The following is a 15622-nucleotide window of genomic DNA, read 5'->3' as shown; positions in this document are numbered from 1 at the left end:
CAATCGATATGGGGGCGCTTTCGCGCCCCTATCCAAGCGCCGCGGATGCCTTTACTTCGCCGCCTCGGCCGATGCCTGGGGCGCCGCGTCGGGCTTGTTCGACAAGCCCCAGACCCACGCCGTCAGGATCTTGATCTGCTCGGGCGACAGGATGTCCTGGTGCGCGGGCATCCGGTTGTCGCGGCCGTCCAGAATCGTCTTCACGATGGTGGCCTCGGAACTGCCGTAGAGCCAGACGTCGTCCGTCAGGTTGGGCGCGCCCAGCGCCTGGTTGCCCTTGCCGTCGACGCCGTGACAGGCGACGCAGAAGTTGGCGAACTCGCGCTTGCCGCGGAACACGCGGACCGGATCGGCGGTCAGGCCGGACAGCGAACGCACGTACTGCGCGATGTCGCCGGCCGTCTTGGCGTCGATCGCCGCCTTCCACGGAGGCATCACGCCGATGCGGCCCTGGGTGATGGTCTGCGTGATGGCTTCCGGAGAGCCGCCGTGCAGCCAGTCGCCGTCCGCCAGGTTGGGGAAGCTGGGGCCGCCCTTGGCGTCGGAGCCATGGCACTGCGCGCAGGTGTTCAGGAACAGGCGCTGGCCGATTTCGCGGGCGCCCGGATCCTGGGCGATCTGCGGAATGTCCATGGTCTCGAAACGCGCGTAGATCGGGCGGACGGCCTCGGCCATCTTGGCCTGCTGCTGCGCGACTTCCTGCGTGCTGCTGTAGCCCAACTGGCCCTTGTACTCGCCCAGGCCGGGCATGAAGAACAGGTAGCCCAGCGCGAAGGCGCAGGCCAGCAGGTACATCCAGGTCCACCAGCCCGGCACCGGGTTGTTGAGCTCGGTCAGGTCGCCGTCCCAGACGTGGCCCGTGTCCTCGACCTGGCCGCTGGCCGGCTTGGTGTTGAGCCAGCGGCGCTGCGTGTACAGCAGCCAGACGCACCAGAGCACGCCGCCCACGGCGACGATCGAGATGAAATACCCCCAAAAGCCATTAACGAAATCGCTCATGACCGATTCGCTCCATCTTGTTGTCCCGGCCCGAATTCATCGGGCAGTGCGAACGGCAGCATGGCCGATTCGCGGTTGGCGCCCTGGCGGCCGCGCGAGCAGGCCCACCAGACGATGCCGAAGAATGTCGCCATCGAGATGGCGGTGACGATTGCGCTCAGGTAGCCCAGCATGATCAGCCTCCCGTGGCGGCCGGCGCGGCCGGCTGCTCGGCGGACTGGGCCGCCTTCTTGGCCGCTTCCGCCTGTTTCGCCTGCTCGGCCTGCTTGGCCTTGCGCATGCCGACGCCCAGGCCCTGCAGGTACGCGACCAGCGCGTCTTCCTCGGTCTTGCCTTCGATGGCCTTGGGCGCGGCGGCGATTTCCTCGTCCGTGTAAGGCACGCCCAGCGTGCGCAGGGCGCGCATGCGCTGGTCCACGTTCTCGCCGGTGATGACCGTCTTTTCCAGCCAGGGGTAGGCGGGCATGTTGGATTCCGGCACCACCTTGCGCGGATCGCGCAGGTGGATGCGGTGCCAGTCGTCGGAGTAGCGTTCGCCCACGCGCGCCAGGTCGGGACCCGTGCGCTTGGAGCCCCACAGGAACGGATGGTCGAAGACCGATTCCGCCGCGACCGAGTACGAGCCGTAGCGCTGCACTTCCGCAGCCAGCACCCGCACCTGCTGCGAGTGACAGCCGACGCAGCCTTCGCGGATGTAGATGTCGCGGCCCATCAGCCGCAGCGGGCTGTAGGGCTCGACGCCCGCGACGGTCTGGGTCGTGCTGTGCTGGAAGAACAGCGGAACGATCTGGACCAGGCCCGCGAAGGACACCACCAGGATGCTGGCGATGATCATCCAGCCGATGTTCTTCTCGAGCGTTTCGTGAGAAAAGAAGCCGTGTTGCTTGTTGGCCATGATGTCCTCGTCAAACAGTGGCCGGCACGGCGGTCACGGGGACCGACGGACGCGCGGCATGGGGATCGTCCAGGGGAATGGCGGGGTTGACCGGGCGCGCGCCGCGCACCGTCATCCACACGTTCCAGGCCATGACGAACACACCCGACAGGAACAGCGTGCCACCCAGCAGGCGGATCAGGTAATACGGGACCCGCGTCTTCAGTTCTTCGACGAAGCTGTAGACCAGCGTGCCGTCGCTTGCGGTGTCGCGCCACATCAGGCCTTGCTGCACGCCGGCGATCCACATGGCGGCGATGTAGAGCACCACGCCGATGGTCGCGATCCAGAAGTGCAGTTCGATGGCCTTCACGCTGTACATCTTTTCACGGCCGTAGAGGCGCGGGATCAGGTAGTAGAGCGAGCCGAAGGAAATCATGGCGACCCAGCCCAGCGCGCCCGAGTGGACGTGGCCGATGGTCCAGTCCGTGTAGTGCGACAGCGCGTTGACGGTGCGGATCGACATCATCGAGCCTTCGAAGGTAGACATGCCGTAGAACGACAGCGCCGTCACCATGAACTTCAGGATCGGATCGGTGCGCAGCTTGTACCAGGCGCCCTGCAGGGTCATGATGCCGTTGATCATGCCGCCCCACGACGGCGCCAGCAGGATCAGCGAGAACGTCATGCCCAGCGACTGGGTCCAGTCGGGCAGCGAGGTGTACAGCAGATGGTGCGGGCCCGCCCACATGTACGTGAAGGCCAGCGCCCAGAAGTGGACGATGGACAGGCGGTAGGAATAGATGGGGCGGCCCGCCTGCTTCGGCACGAAGTAGTACATCATGCCCAGGAAGCTGGTGGTCAGGAAGAAGCCTACGGCGTTGTGGCCGTACCACCACTGCACCATGGCGTCCTGCACGCCCGCGTAGGCGGAGTAGGACTTCCACAGCGTGACCGGCATCTCGATGTTGTTGAAGATGTGCAGGATGGCGATCGTGAGGATGTACGAGCCGAAGAACCAGTTGGCCACGTAGATGTGCTTGGACCGGCGCTTGATGATGGTGCCGAAGAACACAATGGCATAGGCCACCCAGACCAGCGTGATCAGGATGTCGATGGGCCATTCCAGTTCGGCGTATTCCTTGCTGCTGGTGAAACCCATGGGCAAGGTGATGGCGGCGGCGACGATGACGATCTGCCAGCCCCAGAACGTGAACGCGGCCAGCGGGCCACAGAACAGGCGCGCCTGACAGGTGCGCTGGACCACGTAGTACGACGTCGCGAACAGCGCGCTGCCGCCGAACGCGAAAATGACCGCGTTGGTGTGCAGCGGGCGCAGGCGGCCGTACGACAGCCACGCCGTGTCGAAGTTCAGTTGCGGCCAGATGAGCTGCGCGGCCAGAAAAACGCCCACGGCCATGCCGACGATGCCCCAGACTACCGTCATGAGCGCGAACTGCCTCACGACCTTGTAGTTGAAGGTATCGGCCTTGCTTGCGATTGCGGCGCAATCGTTCATCACCTTCCCCTAAAGAGAAACAAATAGATCCAGGCTGTAATGATGGGGGTTGGCGCGTAAACGGACGTTGATATGGATCAAACCCTACTGGCCGTGCAGGGGAACACGCGGTCGGCGCAACGGACCAATGCCGCCGGCGCGACGGAAAACGCGGCAGCGGGCGGCCTCAGCCGCGGCCGGCGGGCCCGCTGTCGTCGTCGCGCAGGATGGCTGTGCCGGCTTCGTCGGTATCGTCGTACTGGCCGTTGAAGACGGCCCACCAGAGGGACACGCCGATGACCAGCACGAACAGCAGGGACAGGGGCAGCAGCAGGTAGAGGATGGTCATGGAGACGCTTCCAGCGCGGTGCCGGGAGGCAGGTCGCCGGACCAGTCGCGGCGGCACAGGCGCCAGGAGTTGTAGGCGACCGCCAGCGACGACACCAGCATGGTGATGGCGGCCAGCCACGGCGTGACCCAGCCGGCCAGCGCCAGCGGCGTCATGAGCAGGTGCCAGACCACCGAGCCGTGGAGGTTCTGGCGGGCCTTGCGCCGCGCCTCGGCCAGCAGCGCGTCGAGCGCGGCGTCGGGCATGTTGGGATGGGCGGCCAGCGCGGAGTGCGCCGAAGCCATGGCGGTGGGCACCGCCATCGACATGGCGCAGGGACAGCTCATCACCAGCAGGGCCACCATCACGGGGATGCTGTGCGCGGGGTCGATGTAGGCCCAGGCGGCCGCGGCGGCGAGCGCCAGCGCGACCTGGACCATGACGAAGCGCGAGGCCAGGCGGTCGGCGCGGGCGCCGAGTTCGAGGCGCTGCGCCTCGATGCGTTCATGGCGCAGTCCACCGGCCGCGCCGCCGAAGGACTGGCGGGCGCACAGTTCGAGGTAGCGCGCGGTCAGCAGGAAGGCCACGAACATCGTGACCGAATCGAAATAGACCTCGCCCCGGCCGGTATAAGTGGCGTGGACGCTGGGAATGAAGGCGGCGACGATGCCCAGCGCCACCGGCACGTCCATGCCGGCGCGGCCCTGCCGCAGGTTGCCGCCCGCGTGGCGCCAGATGGGCCACGCCGAATACAGGACCACCGGAACGGTCAGCGCGAAGCTGGCCCAGTTCATCAGCACGATGGCCCAGTCCAGGGTTTCCAAGGCGTCCGCCGGTATGCCGTCATTGCGCAGGTAGCCGGGCCAGGCGAACATCATGACCTGCATCATCGCCAGCCACGCCAGCGACAGGCGCACCAGCGCATGGCGGCGCTGCTGGCGGTCGGCCTGGGACAGGCCGGCCGGGACGGCGAAGATCGATTTTGCTCGCATGCGCCGATGGTAACCAGCGCGGCGAGCCCATGCCTTGATCTGAATCAAGGCGCCCGGTCCGGCTTGCCGGACCCCCGTCCCCGGGCGTCCGCCGGAATCAGGGGCGCTGCCGGCCCAGCACGCCGGCCACGGCCCGCGTCAGGCTGGCCAGGTCGTCCTCGCCGATGGTCAGCGCCGGGGTCAGGTAGACCACGTTGCCGAACGGCCGCACCCAGACGCCGGCCTCGACCAGGCGCCGCTTGAGGGCCTCGCGGTCGGCGATGCCGTCCAGCTCCACGACCCCGATGGCGCCCAGCACCCGCACGTCCCGCACCCAGTCCAGTCCGCGGCACGGCTCCAGCCCCGCCGCCAGGCCGGCGGAGACGGCGCGGGCCTGTTCCAGGCGCGGCTCGGTCTCGAACAGGTCCAGCGAGGCGTTGGCCGCCGCGCAGGCCAGCGCGTTGCCCATGAAGGTGGGGCCGTGCATCAGCGCGTGGGACGGGTCGTCGGACCAGAAGGCGTCGAATACCCGGTTGCTGGCCACCGTGGCGGCCAGCGGCAAGGTGCCGCCGGTCAGGGCCTTGGACAGGGTCAGGATGTCGGGCCGGATGCCGGCCTGTTCGAACGCGAACATCGTGCCCGTGCGTCCGAAGCCGGTGAAGATTTCGTCGAAGATCAGCAGCAGGCCGTGCCGGTCGGCCAGGCGGCGCAGCCGCCGCAGCACTTCCGGATCGTGCAGCAGCATACCGCCCGCGCCCTGCACCAGCGGCTCGACCAGGATGCCGGCCAGACGCTCGCCGTGGAGGTCGAGGTGGGCCTCGAGCGCGGCCAGTTCGGCCTCGCCGCGCGGCAGGTCGACGATGTCGTGTTCGGCCAGCATGCCCCGGTACAGGCTGTGCATGCCCTCCTCCGGATCGCACACCGCCATGGTGCCGAAGGTGTCGCCGTGGTAGCCGCCCCGGAACGCCAGGAAGCGGCTGCGGCCGCGCTCGCCCTGGTTCAGCCAGAATTGCAGGGCCATCTTCATGGCCACCTCGACCGCCACCGAGCCCGAATCCGTATAGAAGACGCGGTCCAGCCCCGGACCGAGCAGGCCGGCCAGCCGGCGCGCCAGGGTCAGCGCCGGTTCGTGGGTCAGCCCGCCGAACATCACGTGCGGCATGGCGTCCAGTTGCGCGCGCACCGCCTGCGCGATGTGGGGGTGGTTGTATCCGTGGCAGGCGGTCCACCAGGAGGCCACCCCGTCGATCAGGCTGCGGCCGTCGGCCAGTTCGAGACGGCTGCCGCGGCTGCGCGCCACGGGCAACGGCGGCGTCGCGGTCTTCATCTGGGCATAGGGAAGCCAGATGTGGGGTTGGCCCCGGGCCACCCAGTCGGGCGTGTGCATGGATCACCTCCTGAAAGCCGGCGCAGGCCGCGCCCGCGCCGGCGCGTCCCGGCAAGGGCGGCTTGCGCCTCCACTACAATGGCCCGCATTCTACGGCCTGGCGCGGACACCCCCGCCCGCCCGGCCGCCGCAGGGCAGATCGATGTCAAAGCTGGATTCGCTATTTTCCTCCGAGTTGGCGCGGGCCGAAACGCGCCGCGTGCGCCGCCGCCTGCGCACGGCCACCGCCGCCGCCCCCGGGCGCATCGTGCTGGGCGGCGCGCCCGTCCTGAATTTCTCCAGCAACGACTATCTCGGGCTGGCCCGGCATCCGCTGCTGGTCGAGCGCGCCCGCGAATGGGCGGCCCGCCACGGCGCCGGCGCCCAGGCCTCGCGCCTGGTCTGCGGCAACCTGGACCTGCACGAACAGGTGGAAGCCAAGCTGGCCCGGCTGAAAGGCACGGAAGCGGCGCTGCTGCTGGCCTCGGGCTGGCAGGCCAACGCCGCCGTGCTGCCCGCCCTGCTGCGCGCCGCCGCCGGCCAGGGCGACGTCGAGCTCTACGCCGACAAGCTCAACCACGCCAGCCTGCATCACGGCTGCCAGGCGGCCGGCGCCCGGCAGATCCGGTTCCGGCACAACGACCTGGACCACCTGGAAAGCCTGCTGGCGGCGCGGGCGGAAGCGGCGGCGGGCAAGCCCGTTGCCCGCTTCATCGTCACGGAAAGCGTGTTCAGCATGGACGGCGACCGCACCGACGTGGCGCGCCTGGCCGACCTGGCCGACCGCTACCAGGCCTTCGTCTACCTGGACGAAGCGCACGCCACCGGCGTGCTCGGCCCCGGCGGCATGGGGCTGGCCGGCCTGGCGCCGGGGCGGATCGACCTGGCCATGGGCACGTTCAGCAAGGCGCTGGGCGGGTTCGGCGCCTACGTGGCCGGCTCGCGCGCCTTGTGCGATTACCTGGTCAACGCATGCTCCGGCTTCATCTATACGACGGCGCTGCCGCCCGCGGTGCTGGGCGCCATGGACGCCGCGCTGGACCTGGTGCCCGCGCTGGACGCCGAGCGCGCCCGGCTGGCGGCCGCCGGCGACCGCCTGCGCGCCGCCCTGCGGGAGATGGGCCTGGACACCGGCGCCTCGTCCACCCAGATCGTGCCGGCCATCGTGGGCGACGAAGCCCGCGCCCTGGAGATGGCGTCCAGGCTGGAACGGCGCGGCCTGCTGGCCGTGGCGATCCGCCCGCCCACCGTTCCCGCCGGCACCAGCCGCCTGCGCGTCACGCTGAGCGCCGCTCACCGCGACGCCGACGTCTCGCGGCTGATCGACGGCTTCGCCGCCGTGCTGGCGTGATGCGCGGGTCCTCCATGGCGGCGCCGGCCGCGCGCCCCACCCTGCTGTTCGTCCACGGATGGGCCTTCGACGCCTCGGTCTGGGCGCCCTTGCGCGCCGAACTGCGCGACTGGCCGCAGGCGGTCTTCGACGCCGGCTACTTCGGTCCGGCGCAGGAGCCGGACCTTGCCGGCCCGGCCATCGCCATCGGCCACTCGCTGGGCGCGCTGCGCCTGTTGCGCCGCCTGCCGCAAGACTGCGCGGGACTGGTTTCCATCAACGGATTCCCGCGCTTCGCCGCCGGGCCCGGCTTCGAGGACGGCGTGCCGGCCCGCATGCTGGACCGCATGGGGAAGCGCCTGTCCGCGGACCCCGCGGCGGTGCTGCGGGACTTCCGCCTGCGCTGCGGCGCGGCGGAGCCCTTCGGCGAACCCCGGATCGAGGCGCTGGACCGCGACTTGCGGGCGCTGCGCGACGACGACCAGCGCGCCGCGCTGGCCGCGCTGCGCGTGCCGCTGCTGGTCCTGGCGGGCGGGGAAGATCCCATCGTGCCGGCCCCGATGACCCGGGCGGCCTTCGCGGATCGTCCCGCCGGCGATCTGCATTGGCGCGAACGCGGCGGCCACCTGCTGCCGGTCTCGGACGCGCCCTGGTGCGCCGGGCACATCCGCGCCTTCATTGCCCGCGTGGCGCCCGGGGCATGACGCAGGCGCCGCGCAACGCCCGGGTCGGCGCGCGCTTCGGCGCGGCCGCCGGCCGCTACGACGAGCATGCCCCCGTGCAGCGCATCGCGGCCGAACGCCTGGCCAGCGATATCGCCCTGCTGCCCCTGCCCCGGTTTCCGCGCATCCTGGAGATCGGCTGCGGCACCGGCCTGCTGACCCGGGCGCTGGCGCGCCGCCTCGGACCCGCCGACTGGACTGTGACGGACATCTCTCCCGGCATGCTGGCGGCGGCGCAGCGCCACCCGCCCTTGCCCGGAACGTCCCGCTACCAGTTGCTGGACGGCGAGCACCCGCTGGGGCTGCCCGGCGGCTACGACCTGATCTGCTCCAGCCTGGCGGTGCAATGGTTTTCCGACCTGAACGCCGGCCTGGGCCGGCTGGCGGCGATGCTGGCCGCGGACGGCTGCCTGGCGGTGGCGACGCTGGCCGACGGCACCTTCCGCGAATGGCGAGCGGCCCATCTCGCGGCCGGCCTCGGCGCGGCCACGCCGCCCTATCCCGCCGCCGCCGCCATCCGTCCGGACATGGGCAATCTGGCGGGTGGCGTCCGGAGCGAGCGCCTGATACATAATCATCCTGACGGCCTGCATTTCCTGAAAGGCCTGAAAGGCATAGGCGCCACCACGCCCGCCCCTGGAAGCCGGCCGCTCAGCGCGGCCGGGCTGCGGCGCGTGCTGGCGGCGTTCGACGAACAAGGAGCCTCGGTGACGTATCACCTGGCCTACGGTATGTGGAAGAAAAACAACCAGCGCCCCACCGGGGTTTTCGTGACCGGCACCGACACCGGCATCGGCAAGACGCTCGTCTCCGCCATCCTGGCGCGCGCCTGGAACGCCGACTACTGGAAACCGGTGCAGACCGGCGTGTCCGAGGAACCGGGGGACACGGAAACCGTCGCGCAACTGGCCGGGCTTCCGCCTGAACGCCTGCACCTGCCAGCCTACGTACTCCAGGCGCCGCTGTCGCCCTGGGCGGCGGCCACGCTGGAAGACGCCGTCGTCGACGCGACCAGCATCGTTCCGCCCGCCACCCAGGCGCCGCTGATCGTGGAAGGAGCCGGCGGGCTCTATGTGCCCATCGACGACACGCACATGATGATCGACCTGATCGCGCGGCTGGGGATGCCCGTGGTGCTGGCGGCGCGCAGCGGCCTGGGCACCATCAACCACACCCTGCTCAGCCTGGAGGCGCTCAAGCGCCGGGGCGTGCCCGTGCTGGGCGTCATCATGAGCGGCCCGCTCTCGGCGGGCAACAAGGAAGCCATCGAGCGCTTCGGCAACGTGCGCGTGCTGGCCGAGATTCCTCCGCTGTCCAAGGTCGATGCCGAGACGGTCGCGGCCCTGGCGCGGGGCATCCCTCCCTTGGACGATTGCCTGGCCGCGCTGGGCGGCGCTCCGGCGGTCGCGGGCTAGCCTGCCGCGGACGATTCCACCGCCGTCACTATCCAGGCATCCGGCCGGATGCTGGATTTCTTCAAGACCTGTGAATGGGATTCGGCAATGCCGCGTGACAGCTACAACGACCTGCTTGCGTTCATCCAGGTGGCACAGCAAGGCAGCTTCACGCGGGCGGCTGCGCAAATGGGCGTGTCTCCGTCCGCGCTCAGCCATGCCATCCGGGCGCTCGAAGCCCGCCTGGACGTCCGCCTGCTGACCCGCACCACGCGCAGCGTCTCCGTCACGGAAGCAGGCGAACGGCTGCTGGCCAGTGTTGCCCCGCACTTCGAGGACATCGACGCCGAACTGGCGGCGGTGAGCGAATTGCGCAAGAAGCCATCGGGACTGGTCCGCATCACGGCGGCGGAGTTTCCCGCCACGTACCTGATATGGCCCAAGCTGTCCAAGGTTCTGCCGGATTATCCCGACATCGCCGTGGAGGTGACAGTGGACTACAACCGCACCGATATCGTCTCCGAACGCTATGACGCGGGAGTGCGCCTGGGCGACGAGATCGCCAAGGACATGATCGCGGTCCGCATCAGTTCCGACATGCGCATCGCGGTGGTTGGTTCGCCCGCCTACTTCGCGGGCAGGCCCCCGCCGAAGAAACCCCACGACCTGGCCGAGCACAACTGCATCAACCTGCGTCTGCCCACCCACGGCGGACTCATGGTCTGGGATTTCCGCAAGGGCAAGCGCGAACTCAAGGTGCGCGTGACCGGACAGTGGATCTACAACAGTATTTCGCCCATCGTGCGCGCGTCGCTGGCCGGGCAGGGCCTGGCCTTCGTGCCCGAGGACGCGGTGGCCGAACACATCGCCGAGGGCCGGCTGGTCCGCGTGCTGGACGACTGGTGCCAGCCCTATACCGGCTACCACCTGTACTACCCCAGCCGTCGGCAATCGTCGGGGGCCCTGGCCGTCATCGTCGAAGCCCTGCGGCATCGGGAGCCGCCCCGCAAACCTGGCAAGACTGCGAAACCGAAGCGCCCTTCGGCATCGTAGGCGCGTCCACGCGCCCGTTCCCGTATTGCTGAATTCAATTCAAAACCGAATGCGGGATTTTGGACTTAATCAAAACAGTCCGGCCCTCTAAGATTTCCTTCGTCAAGACAGATCGGGCGCCGGCCATCCACATGCTCATGAAGCACGCGGGGTCGGCGCGGATCACAGGAAGGAAATCCCATGAAAAAGAACCTCATCGCCGCGGGCGCGTCGATCGTGATGATGGGCGCGTCTTCAGCGCACGCCCAAGGCATCCGGATCGCCCCCGCGGGCACGACCCCCACCGCCCTGGGCCCGGCGCAGAACTTCAGCGGCCACGTGGCGGTGGACATCAAGTCGGCGGGCGGCAGCGGCAGGCACGGCAGTGTCGGCATGGTCGATTTCGCGCCCGGGGCGCGCACCGCGTGGCACACCCACCCGGTGGGCCAGTTGCTCATCGTCACCGACGGCCAGGGCTGGGTGCAGGAAGACGGCCAGCCCCGGCGCGAGATCAAGGCGGGCGATACGGTCTGGATCGAGGCCGGCGTCAAGCACTGGCATGGCGCGGCACAGGCCAACGGCATGCGCCACCTCGCCATCGCCTACATGAAGGACGGCAAAAGCGCGGACTGGAAAGAGTTGGTGAGCGATGAGCAATACAACGCCCGCTAAGCGCGGCGCCGTCGCGCTCGCATTCGCCTTGGCCGCGCCATCCGGCCTTGCCGCCGCACAATCCCCTGGCGTTCAGGAACCGCGTGCCATGACGACTACCCAGCCGGCCTCGGACACGCTGTCCGCCAGGCAGCAGGCCATTCCCCTGATCGCGTCTTTCATGGCCGCGAGCGACATGCCCAGGCTCAATACCGCCCTGAACCAGGGCCTGGACGCCGGGCTGACCATCAGCGAGGCCAAGGAAATCCTGGTGCAGCTCTACGCCTACGCCGGCTTCCCCAAGAGCCTGAACGCGCTGGGAGAACTGCTGACGGTGCTGGACGCGCGCAGGCAGCGCGGCCTCCAGGACGCGCCGGGGCGCGAACCCAGCCGGCCCGTGCCGACAGGCGATGCGCTGCTCGCGGCCGGCACCGCCAACCAGACGAAGATTTCCGGCGCGCCGGTCAGGAACGCAGTGACGGACTTCGCCCCGGTCATCAACCAGTATCTGCAAGCCCACCTGTTCGGCGACATCTTCGAGCGCGACAACCTCGATTGGCAAAGCCGTGAACTGGCCACGGTCGGGGCGCTGGCCGCCATGCCTGGCGTGGAGCCGCAGTTGCGCTCGCACATGGCCGCCAGCATGCGCGTGGGCCTGACGGCCGCGCAATTGCGCCAGTTGACGCAGGTCCTGGCCGAGCGCGGCGACGCGCAGGCGGCCAAGCGCGCGAGCGAGGCGCTGACACAGGCGCTTGCCGCCGCCCCGCGGCACCCATCCCACTTGCAAGGAACCCTCCCATGAAACGCACCGTCCTGAAGGCCACCCTCATGGCCGCAATCGTCGGCGGCTTCGGCGGCCCGGCGCTCGCCGAAGACTACCGGCAGAACCCGTTCACCCTGGCCTACGGCGGCGCCATCGCGAAGAACGAACCGGGCAAGGTCAACATCCACCCTGTCAAATACAGGCTGGGCGGCCTGGACATTGCCGCCAACGTCTATACCCCGGCCAACTACGATCCGAAGAAAAAGTATCCCGCGATCGTCGTGGCCCATCCGAACGGCGGCGTGAAGGAACAGGTCGCGGGCCTGTATGCGCAGCGCCTGGCCGAACAGGGCTACATCACGATCGCGATGGACGCGGCGTACCAGGGCGGAAGCGGCGGCCAGCCGCGCAACGTGGACAAGCCCGCCTATCGCACCGAGGACATCCACGGCGCGGCAGACTTCATCACCCGGTATGCGGGCGTGGATGCCGAGCGTCTTGGCCTGCTGGGCATCTGCGGAGGCGGCGGCTACTCGTTGGCGGCGGCGAAAACCGACAAGCGCTTCAAGTCGGTGGCGACGCTGAGCATGTTCAACTCGGGACGCGTTCGCCGCAATGGCTTCGAAGACTCGCAACTGAACACCATCCAGGATCGCTTGCGGCAGGCTTCCGAGGCGCGTGCGCAGGAAGCGGCGGGCGGCAAGGTTCCCTATGTCGGAGGCGGCGCCGCGGCGACCGATGCGCAGATCGCCGCGATGCCGTTCGAGATGTACCGCGAGGGCACCGTCTATTACGAACGCACCCACGGCCATCCCGACTCCGGCGCCTACCCCAATTCCGGCGGCGCCTACACGGTGAGCAGCTTGCTGGACCTGATGCGCTGGGACGCCACGGACCAGATCGACCTGATCGACCAGCCGCTGCTGATGATCGCAGGCGGCAAGGCCGACAGCCTGTACATGAGCGAGGATGCGTTCGCCAAGGCCACCGGCGCGAAGGACAAGGAGCTGTTCAAGATCGACGGCGCCACGCACATCGAGACCTACTGGGTTCCCAAGTACGTGGATGCGGCGATGGGCAGGCTGACGGCGTTCTACGCGAAGAATCTGTAGCGCTGGATGGATTCATCCGAAAAAAAAGGGTGCCCGAAGGCACCCGAAATCCACCCTACAACAGCAACTACAACTGCATAACTCTCCTGCGATGCTTACGCGGCCTTCTGGGCCTTGCCGTGCTCGAACTGGGCTTCCTCGGTGGAGCCCGTCAGCGCGGTGGTCGAGGACTGGCCGCCTTCGATCGTCTGCGTGACGGCGTCGAAGTAGCCCGTGCCCACTTCGCGCTGGTGCTTCACGGCGGTGAAGCCGAGGTCGGCGGCGGCGAATTCCTTCTGCTGCAGTTCGACGAAGGCGCTCATCTGGCGGCGGGCGTAGCCGTGGGCCAGTTCGAACATGCCGTAGTTCAGCGCATGGAAGCCGGCCAGCGTGATGAACTGGAACTTGTATCCCATGGCGCCCAGTTCGCGCTGGAACTTGGCGATCGTGCCGTCATCCAGGTTCTTCTTCCAGTTGAACGACGGCGAGCAGTTGTACGCCAGCAGCTTGCCCGGGAACTGGCGATGGATGGCCTCGGCGAACTTGCGGGCGTATTCCAGGTTGGGCGTGGACGTTTCGCACCAGATCAGGTCGGCGTAGGACGCATAGGCCAGGCCGCGCGAGATCGCCTGGTCGATGCCGGCGCGGGTGCGGAAGAAACCTTCCACGGTGCGCTCGCCGGTGATGAAGGGACGGTCGTTCTCGTCCACGTCGCTGGTCACCAGGTCCGCCGCGTCGGCGTCGGTGCGCGCCAGCAGCACGGTGGGCGTGCCCATCGTGTCGGCCGCCAGGCGGGCGGACACCAGCTTGGCAACGGCTTCGCGGGTGGGCACCAGCACCTTGCCGCCCATGTGGCCGCACTTCTTCACGGAGGCCAGTTGGTCTTCGAAGTGCACGCCGGCGGCGCCCGCCTCGATCATCGCCTTCATCAGTTCGAAGGCGTTCAGCACGCCGCCGAAACCGGCCTCGGCATCGGCCACGATGGGCGCGAAGAAATCGATGTAGCCCTCGTCGCCGGGGTTCTTGCCTTCCATCCACTGGATCTGGTCGCAGCGGGAGAGCGAATTATTGATGCGGCGGACCACCTGCGGCACGGAATTGGCGGGGTACAGGGATTGGTCGGGGTACATCTCGCCGGCCAGGTTGGCGTCGCCCGCGACCTGCCAGCCGGACAGATAGATGGCCTTCAGGCCGGCCTTGACCTGCTGCATGGCCTGGTTGCCGGTCAGGGCGCCCAGCGAATTCACGAACGGCTCGCTGTGCAGGAGTTCCCACAGGCGGGTGGCGCCGCGGCGCGCCAGCGTGTGTTCCACGCCGATGGAGCCGCGCAGGCGGATGACGTCCTCGGCGCTGTAGTCGCGCTTGATGCCTTGCCAGCGGGCGTTCTCGGCCCAGTCCTTCTGCAGATTGCGGATTTCGGTTTCGCGGGTGCTCATGGTGATGCTCCTGGTCAGTGATGGGAAAGACTTCAAAAGATTCGCGTCTTGCATTGCGTGAATCGTTGGACAAAGTCTATGCCTCTGCTGCAGAGCAAGGTGAGTCGATGTCTTATAGAAGACAAAAAATATTACTCATGAATATCAATAAGTTATAAACATCATTCCGTATTACGAAACGCAATTGTCGTCTGTGAAATGGGCTGGCGCTGCTGCGCAGCAGGCACTTTCATATGGCGAAGGTTACATTTCACAATGCGGAAAATGACGCGCTTTCCGACCGCCTACAATGCGTCCATTCCCCCTGCTTTCGTGATTCCGCCATGACTTTGTCCCACGGCCCGCTCGGCCAGAGCGTGTCCTACGTCTCGCAATACGACCCGACGCTGCTCTTTCCCATCGCGCGCTCGCATAATCGGGCGGCCTTGAACCTCGCCGCCGGCAAGCTGCCGTTCACGGGCGTGGATTTGTGGAATGCCTATGAGTTGTCGTGGCTGGACGCCAAGGGCAAGCCCCGCATCGCCATGGCCACGTTCTCGGTGCCGGCCGACAGCCCCAACATCATCGAGTCCAAGTCGTTCAAGCTCTATTTGAATTCGTTCAACCAGACCCGGCTGGTCAATTCGGCCGCGTTGCGCGGCCGACTGGAACGCGACCTGAGCGCCGCGGCGGGCGCTCCCGTCGGGCTGGATTTCTTCCTGCCCCAGCGCTTCTCCGAATTGCACATGGGCGAACTGGACGGCATCTATATCGATAAGCTCGATATCGAGATCGACACCTACGAGCCGGCGCCGGAATTGCTGCGCACCCGGCCCGGGGATACCGTCGAGGAAACGCTGGCCTCGCGCCTGCTGAAGTCGAACTGCCCCGTGACGGGGCAGCCGGACTGGGCCAGCGTGCAGATCCGCTACCGCGGCGCGCCGATAAACCGCGAATCGCTGCTGCGCTATATCGTGTCGTTCCGCCAGCATGCGGAATTCCACGAACACTGCGTCGAACGCATCTTCACCGACATCATGCGGGCCTGCCGGCCCGAGCAACTGACCGTCTATGCGCGCTATACGCGCCGCGGCGGCCTGGACATCAATCCGTGGCGCAGCAACTTCGAGGCGGCGCCCACGGCGGACCTGCGCACCGTCCGCCAGTAGACGCCCCTCCCCGCGAACC

Annotated in this window: 16 protein-coding genes; 8 read left to right on the top strand and 8 right to left on the bottom strand. The window is 68.0% G+C overall.

Annotation, left to right across the window (positions count from 1 at the left end):
• Positions 1 to 51: 51 nt before the first annotated feature.
• The 7 genes from ccoP to AVE30378_RS06380 form a co-directional block, all read right to left on the bottom strand.
• A complete protein-coding gene (gene ccoP / locus AVE30378_RS06410) occupies positions 52 to 999 on the bottom strand; it encodes a cytochrome-c oxidase, cbb3-type subunit III (protein WP_129239929.1) in 948 nt (315 codons plus the stop codon).
• Positions 996 to 1172 carry a cbb3-type cytochrome oxidase subunit 3 gene (locus AVE30378_RS06405; RefSeq protein WP_129239928.1) on the bottom strand — a complete coding sequence of 59 codons (177 nt, stop codon included), beginning with the start codon at positions 1170 to 1172 and terminating at the stop codon, positions 996 to 998. The genes ccoP and AVE30378_RS06405 overlap by 4 nt, the downstream gene beginning before the upstream one ends.
• A 2-nt stretch (positions 1173 to 1174) precedes the next feature.
• Positions 1175 to 1894, bottom strand: a complete 720-nt coding sequence (gene ccoO / locus AVE30378_RS06400; RefSeq protein WP_129239927.1) for a cytochrome-c oxidase, cbb3-type subunit II — start codon at positions 1892 to 1894, stop codon at positions 1175 to 1177.
• A 10-nt stretch (positions 1895 to 1904) separates the two neighbouring features.
• The gene (gene ccoN, locus AVE30378_RS06395) at positions 1905 to 3392 is read right to left on the bottom strand and encodes a cytochrome-c oxidase, cbb3-type subunit I (RefSeq protein ID WP_129239926.1); all 1488 of its coding nucleotides are present in this window, start codon (positions 3390 to 3392) and stop codon (positions 1905 to 1907) included.
• A gap of 166 nt (positions 3393 to 3558) precedes the next feature.
• Positions 3559 to 3720 (bottom strand): cbb3-type cytochrome oxidase assembly protein CcoS, encoded by a 162-nt coding sequence (ccoS, locus tag AVE30378_RS06390; protein ID WP_129239925.1) that lies wholly within the window; start codon positions 3718 to 3720, stop codon positions 3559 to 3561.
• Positions 3717 to 4691 carry a P-type ATPase actuator domain-containing protein gene (locus AVE30378_RS06385; RefSeq protein WP_129239924.1) on the bottom strand — a complete coding sequence of 325 codons (975 nt, stop codon included), beginning with the start codon at positions 4689 to 4691 and terminating at the stop codon, positions 3717 to 3719. The genes ccoS and AVE30378_RS06385 overlap by 4 nt, the downstream gene beginning before the upstream one ends.
• Before the next feature lie 97 nt (positions 4692 to 4788).
• Entirely contained in the window at positions 4789 to 6057 is a 1269-nt protein-coding gene (locus tag AVE30378_RS06380) for an adenosylmethionine--8-amino-7-oxononanoate transaminase (protein ID WP_129239923.1), read from the bottom strand.
• A gap of 142 nt (positions 6058 to 6199) precedes the next feature.
• On the opposite strand from AVE30378_RS06380, the gene bioF reads away from it, so the two are divergent.
• The 7 genes from bioF to AVE30378_RS06345 all read left to right on the top strand — a co-directional run bounded on the left by bioF (position 6200) and on the right by AVE30378_RS06345 (position 13040).
• Entirely contained in the window at positions 6200 to 7387 is a 1188-nt protein-coding gene (gene bioF, locus AVE30378_RS06375; RefSeq protein ID WP_129239922.1) for an 8-amino-7-oxononanoate synthase, read from the top strand.
• Entirely contained in the window at positions 7387 to 8070 is a 684-nt protein-coding gene (locus AVE30378_RS06370; protein ID WP_244234981.1) for an alpha/beta fold hydrolase, read from the top strand. The genes bioF and AVE30378_RS06370 overlap by 1 nt, the downstream gene beginning before the upstream one ends.
• Positions 8067 to 9503 carry a dethiobiotin synthase gene (gene bioD, locus AVE30378_RS06365; protein ID WP_129239921.1) on the top strand — a complete coding sequence of 479 codons (1437 nt, stop codon included), beginning with the start codon at positions 8067 to 8069 and terminating at the stop codon, positions 9501 to 9503. The genes AVE30378_RS06370 and bioD overlap by 4 nt, the downstream gene beginning before the upstream one ends.
• Before the next feature lie 87 nt (positions 9504 to 9590).
• The gene (locus AVE30378_RS06360; RefSeq protein ID WP_129239920.1) at positions 9591 to 10535 is read left to right on the top strand and encodes a LysR family transcriptional regulator; all 945 of its coding nucleotides are present in this window, start codon (positions 9591 to 9593) and stop codon (positions 10533 to 10535) included.
• Between the two features lie 180 nt (positions 10536 to 10715).
• Complete coding sequence (locus tag AVE30378_RS06355) at positions 10716 to 11186, top strand: (R)-mandelonitrile lyase (RefSeq protein WP_129239919.1); 471 nt, start codon at positions 10716 to 10718, stop codon at positions 11184 to 11186.
• Complete coding sequence (locus tag AVE30378_RS06350; protein ID WP_129239918.1) at positions 11164 to 11967, top strand: carboxymuconolactone decarboxylase family protein; 804 nt, start codon at positions 11164 to 11166, stop codon at positions 11965 to 11967. The genes AVE30378_RS06355 and AVE30378_RS06350 overlap by 23 nt, the downstream gene beginning before the upstream one ends.
• A 26-nt stretch (positions 11968 to 11993) precedes the next feature.
• Positions 11994 to 13040: an alpha/beta hydrolase gene (locus AVE30378_RS06345; RefSeq protein WP_244234983.1), complete on the top strand. Its 1047-nt coding sequence runs from the start codon at positions 11994 to 11996 to the stop codon at positions 13038 to 13040.
• Positions 13041 to 13135: 95 nt separating this feature from the next.
• On the opposite strand, the gene aceA is transcribed toward AVE30378_RS06345, so the two are convergent.
• Complete coding sequence (aceA, locus tag AVE30378_RS06340) at positions 13136 to 14455, bottom strand: isocitrate lyase (RefSeq protein WP_129239916.1); 1320 nt, start codon at positions 14453 to 14455, stop codon at positions 13136 to 13138.
• A gap of 323 nt (positions 14456 to 14778) precedes the next feature.
• Here aceA and queF point away from each other — a divergent pair, with 323 nt between their 5' ends.
• Complete coding sequence (gene queF / locus AVE30378_RS06335; RefSeq protein ID WP_129239915.1) at positions 14779 to 15603, top strand: NADPH-dependent 7-cyano-7-deazaguanine reductase QueF; 825 nt, start codon at positions 14779 to 14781, stop codon at positions 15601 to 15603.
• The last annotated feature ends 19 nt before the right edge of the window (positions 15604 to 15622 follow it).

Source organism: Achromobacter veterisilvae (genome assembly GCF_900496975.1).
In the GTDB taxonomy this organism is placed as follows: Bacteria; Pseudomonadota; Gammaproteobacteria; order Burkholderiales; family Burkholderiaceae_B; genus Achromobacter; species Achromobacter veterisilvae.
The sequence above is the reverse complement of the archived record's forward strand: the minus strand, read 5'-3'. Positions and strand labels throughout refer to the sequence as shown.

Bases quoted from the DNA above. Each gene is read 5' to 3' on its own strand.
- ccoP (WP_129239929.1), bottom strand. From the start codon at position 999: ATGAGCGATTTCGTTAATGGCTTTTGGGGGTATTTCATCTCGATCGTC.
- AVE30378_RS06405 (WP_129239928.1), bottom strand. From the start codon at position 1,172: ATGCTGGGCTACCTGAGCGCAATCGTCACCGCCATCTCGATGGCGACA.
- ccoO (WP_129239927.1), bottom strand. From the start codon at position 1,894: ATGGCCAACAAGCAACACGGCTTCTTTTCTCACGAAACGCTCGAGAAG.
- ccoN (WP_129239926.1), bottom strand. From the start codon at position 3,392: ATGAACGATTGCGCCGCAATCGCAAGCAAGGCCGATACCTTCAACTAC.
- ccoS (WP_129239925.1), bottom strand. From the start codon at position 3,720: ATGACCATCCTCTACCTGCTGCTGCCCCTGTCCCTGCTGTTCGTGCTG.
- AVE30378_RS06385 (WP_129239924.1), bottom strand. From the start codon at position 4,691: ATGCGAGCAAAATCGATCTTCGCCGTCCCGGCCGGCCTGTCCCAGGCC.
- AVE30378_RS06380 (WP_129239923.1), bottom strand. From the start codon at position 6,057: ATGCACACGCCCGACTGGGTGGCCCGGGGCCAACCCCACATCTGGCTT.
- bioF (WP_129239922.1), top strand. From the start codon at position 6,200: ATGTCAAAGCTGGATTCGCTATTTTCCTCCGAGTTGGCGCGGGCCGAA.
- AVE30378_RS06370 (WP_244234981.1), top strand. From the start codon at position 7,387: ATGCGCGGGTCCTCCATGGCGGCGCCGGCCGCGCGCCCCACCCTGCTG.
- bioD (WP_129239921.1), top strand. From the start codon at position 8,067: ATGACGCAGGCGCCGCGCAACGCCCGGGTCGGCGCGCGCTTCGGCGCG.
- AVE30378_RS06360 (WP_129239920.1), top strand. From the start codon at position 9,591: ATGCCGCGTGACAGCTACAACGACCTGCTTGCGTTCATCCAGGTGGCA.
- AVE30378_RS06355 (WP_129239919.1), top strand. From the start codon at position 10,716: ATGAAAAAGAACCTCATCGCCGCGGGCGCGTCGATCGTGATGATGGGC.
- AVE30378_RS06350 (WP_129239918.1), top strand. From the start codon at position 11,164: ATGAGCAATACAACGCCCGCTAAGCGCGGCGCCGTCGCGCTCGCATTC.
- AVE30378_RS06345 (WP_244234983.1), top strand. From the start codon at position 11,994: ATGGCCGCAATCGTCGGCGGCTTCGGCGGCCCGGCGCTCGCCGAAGAC.
- aceA (WP_129239916.1), bottom strand. From the start codon at position 14,455: ATGAGCACCCGCGAAACCGAAATCCGCAATCTGCAGAAGGACTGGGCC.
- queF (WP_129239915.1), top strand. From the start codon at position 14,779: ATGACTTTGTCCCACGGCCCGCTCGGCCAGAGCGTGTCCTACGTCTCG.